The organism is Sphaerobacter sp. (assembly GCF_019683595.1).
Lineage (GTDB): Bacteria > Chloroflexota > Chloroflexia > Thermomicrobiales > Thermomicrobiaceae > Sphaerobacter.
Genome location: NZ_JADGHZ010000272.1, coordinates 1 through 3,543, shown reverse-complemented (window position 1 = coordinate 3,543; position 3,543 = coordinate 1). Strand labels below are relative to the sequence as shown.

At 71.7% G+C, this 3,543-nt stretch carries 2 protein-coding genes; both read right to left on the bottom strand.

The features are described 5' to 3' along the window. Positions 1–633: 633 nt before the first annotated feature. Positions 634–2,979: a cation-translocating P-type ATPase gene (locus IRZ30_RS16490; protein WP_294086743.1), complete on the bottom strand. Its 2,346-nt coding sequence runs from the start codon at positions 2,977–2,979 to the stop codon at positions 634–636. Continuing rightward, entirely contained in the window at positions 2,976–3,380 is a 405-nt protein-coding gene (locus tag IRZ30_RS16485) for a metalloregulator ArsR/SmtB family transcription factor (protein ID WP_294086741.1), read from the bottom strand. Before IRZ30_RS16485 ends, IRZ30_RS16490 begins: the two co-directional genes overlap by 4 nt. Positions 3,381–3,543: the final 163 nt, after the last annotated feature.

Below are 3,543 nucleotides of genomic sequence, written 5' to 3'. Positions count from 1 at the left end.
GGTCCGAGCCGCCGCTGTGGTATCGCGCGGCCGGAGCCGCGCGCCGGGGTCGGATCCGTGCCGTCGTCGGGACGCGGGGTCGGTGGCGCGCGGAACACCGCGCTTTGGCCCGTGACCAGGGGTGGGTGGCGGGACGGATCCCGCCGCTCGGCGGGTGCCTGGGGCTAAAGCCGCCGGGCTGAATAATGGGTAAGCCCACTGAAGGGGCTGCGATGGCCACGCGCGGGACGGAGCCGATCCAGCACCCAGCCGGACGTCACATCCCCAGCCCCTTCAGTGGGCTTTTCATTGTCAGCCCGGGGGTTTACCCCCGGGCACATGCCACGGCGTGGGATCCTTTACACCACCCACCCGGGGTGCCGTCCACGTCGCGGCGTCTTCCACACCATCCGTCCGCGGGCGCGGCTGCGGCCGCGCGATACCACAGCGGCGGCTCGGGCCGCCGCACTCCACAGCCGGCTTCAGCCGGCTTTCCCTGTCAGCCCGGGGCTTGAGCCCCGGGCACCGACCACAGGGCGGGGATCCTCACACCACTCATCCTGGGCACGCGCCGCCACGCACAGACCCGTCATCGGCAGGCGGCGTGGAGGAGTGACGGAACACGCAACACGCAACACGCACTACTCCCCCGCCTCACCGCCGCAGCAGGCGCATGCCGTTGGCGATGACGAGGAGGGAGGCGCCGACGTCGGCGAAGACGGCCTCCCACAGGGTCGCCACGCCGCCGACCGCCAGCACGAGGAAGACCGCCTTGATAGCCAGCGCCAGCGTGATGTTCTGGAGGATCACCCGCTTGGCGGCGCGGGAGAGGCGCATCGTGTCGGCGATCTTGCCCAGGTCGTCCCCCATCAGGGCGATGTCGGCCGTCTCCAGCGCGGCGTCGGTACCCGCCGCGCCCATCGCGATCCCGACCGTGGCCCGTGCCAGGGCTGGGGCGTCGTTGATGCCGTCGCCGACCATCCCGACCGTGCCGTAGCGTGAGAGCAGGTTCTCGACGGCGCGGACCTTCTGGTCCGGGAGCAACTCCGCCTCGACGCCGTCAACCCCCAGTTGACACGCGATGCTGTCGGCCACGGCCTGCCGGTCGCCCGTCAACATGATCGTCTCGCGGATGCCCGCCTCCTTGATTGCGCGGATCGCGGCGGGCGCCTCCGGACGAGGCGCGTCGGCCAGGGCGATGATGCCGGCCAGTCGCCCATCGATCCCAACCAATACCGCCGTCTGCCCCGCCTCCTCCAGGCGCGCCAGGCGCTCCTCGACCTCCGGCGGCACCTCGCCGCCCAGCACCAGATCGCGCGAGCCGACGCGGACCGTCGTTCCGTCAACCCGCGCCTCGATCCCCCGCGCGGTGTGAGCGGTGACGTCGTAGACGGTCAGCCCGTCCGTCTCGATGCCCCGCGCCGCGGCAGCCCGGCGGATGGCCGCGCCCAGCGGGTGCTCGGAGTACCGCTCGGCGGCAGCGGCGACGCGGAGCAGGTCGGCCTCTCCGGCACCGTCGAGCGGGATCACCGCTGTGACCTCCGGTTGGCCGACCGTGAGCGTGCCGGTCTTGTCGAAGGCCAGCGCCCACAGGGAGCCGGCCGCCTCCAGGAAGGCGCCGCCCTTGATCAGGACGCCGCGCCGGGCAGCGGCGGCGATCGCCGACACAATGGTGACCGGCGTCGAAATGACGAGCGCGCAGGGGCAGGCGATCACCAGCAGGACCAGCGCCCGGTAAAACCAGTCGGACCACCCGCCGCCGAGCAGGGCGGGTGGGACCACCGCCAAAGCCGCGGCCAGCACCACGACGGCGGGCGTGTAGTAGCTGGCGAAGATGTCGATGAATCGCTGTGTCGGCGCCCGCTGGGCCTGCGCATCCTCCACCATGCGGATGATCCGGGCGATGGTCGAGTCGCCCGCACGCCGCGTCACGCGCACGTCGAGCACCCCGGCGCCGTTGATGGTCCCGGCAAAGAGGTCGTCGCCCGGGGCCTTCCCGACCGGCACGCTCTCACCCGTGATCGGCGCCTGGTCCACGGTCGACTCGCCCGCGACGACCACGCCGTCCACCGGCACTCGCTCGCCCGGCCGCACGATGACCACCTCGCCCGGAGCGATCTCGTCGACCCGCACCCGCTGCTCGCCGCCGTCCCGGCGCACCACAGCCTCAGCCGGGGTAAGCCGCATGAGGGAGCGGATCGAACGGCGCGCGCGGTCCATGGTGTAGCCTTCGAGCGCCTCGCCGAGGGAGAAGAGGACGACGACGGTGGCTGCTTCGAGCCACTCGCCGATGAAGGCCGCGCCGATGACCGCGATGGTCATCAGGGCATTGATATCGAGCCGGTGGGTCGCCCGCGCCGTCGCCACGGCTTTCCGCGCGATCGGCAGCCCGGCCACCAGTACCGCCAGGGCGTAGAGGAACGTCGACGCGAGCGACGAGGCGCCGAGCAGTGCGAGCGCGCCGCCGGCAATGGTCGCCGCGGCCCCGACGGCCAACGGCAGGTGCTCCTTCTCCAGCCACGGGGACTGCTCCGGGTGCTCCACTCCGGACGCCCCGCCCGTCACCCCGACGCGGTAGCCAAGGTCGGCCACCCGCTTGGCGATAGCCTCCGGGCCGACCCGGTCCGCGTCGTACTCCACGGCCATCCGCGCGCCCGCGAAGTTGATCGATACCCATTCGACGCCCGGCAGGCGGCTGACGCCCTGCTCGAGCGTTCGGGCACAGTCGGCGCAGTCCATCCCCTCGATGGGAACGACCTCGTGGACGTAGCGCGCCTTGAGCCGCTGGCCCTCACGGCGCGCCAGGGCCTCGATCGTGGCCAGCGGGATCAGGTCCGGATCGTAGTGCAGGATCACCCGGCCGCGCTGCCGCGCGGCGTGCAGACCGTCGATCCCCTTGGTCGACTGGAGGACAGTGTAGACCCGGTCGAGACACTGGTCGCAGGCGGCCGGCTCGGGCGGGAGCAGTTGGGACAGATCGAGACGTTGCGTGACAATCACTGCGCGTCCTCCTCCCGGTGCCGCACGTGGTCGAGCGCCTGCGCCACGAGGGTCACGACGTGCTCGTCGTCGAGAGCGTAGTAGACCAGGCGCCCCTCCCGCCGCGCGCGCACGAGGCCGAGGTCGCGCAGTGCGCGCAGTTGGTGCGACACGGCCGATTGGGACAGCCCGATGGCGGCGGCGAGATCCCCGACGCAGAGCTCCTGCACCTGGAGAGCGGCGATGATCCGGAAGCGGGTCGGGTCGCCGAGCGCAGCGAACAGGGCGGTCGTCTGGTCGAGCGTTGTGGCGTCCGGCAGGTGCTGCCGGGCACGCCGCACCGCGTCAACGTGCACAATCTGGCCGGCCGCCGGGGCCGGCTCCAGCTCCCGTAGCTGCTCATGGCGCCGCGGTCGTGCCATCTCCCCTGTCCTCTGCCGTTCGCTTGCCGCCATCACATGAATAACTACACATATGTTGGGCCGAGTGTAGCACACAGCCGCGACGAGGGCAAGAGGGAAACGGCCCTCACCCCCGGCCCCTCTCCCAACTTTGGGAGAGGGGAGAGAGTCGTGTCATTCCCCC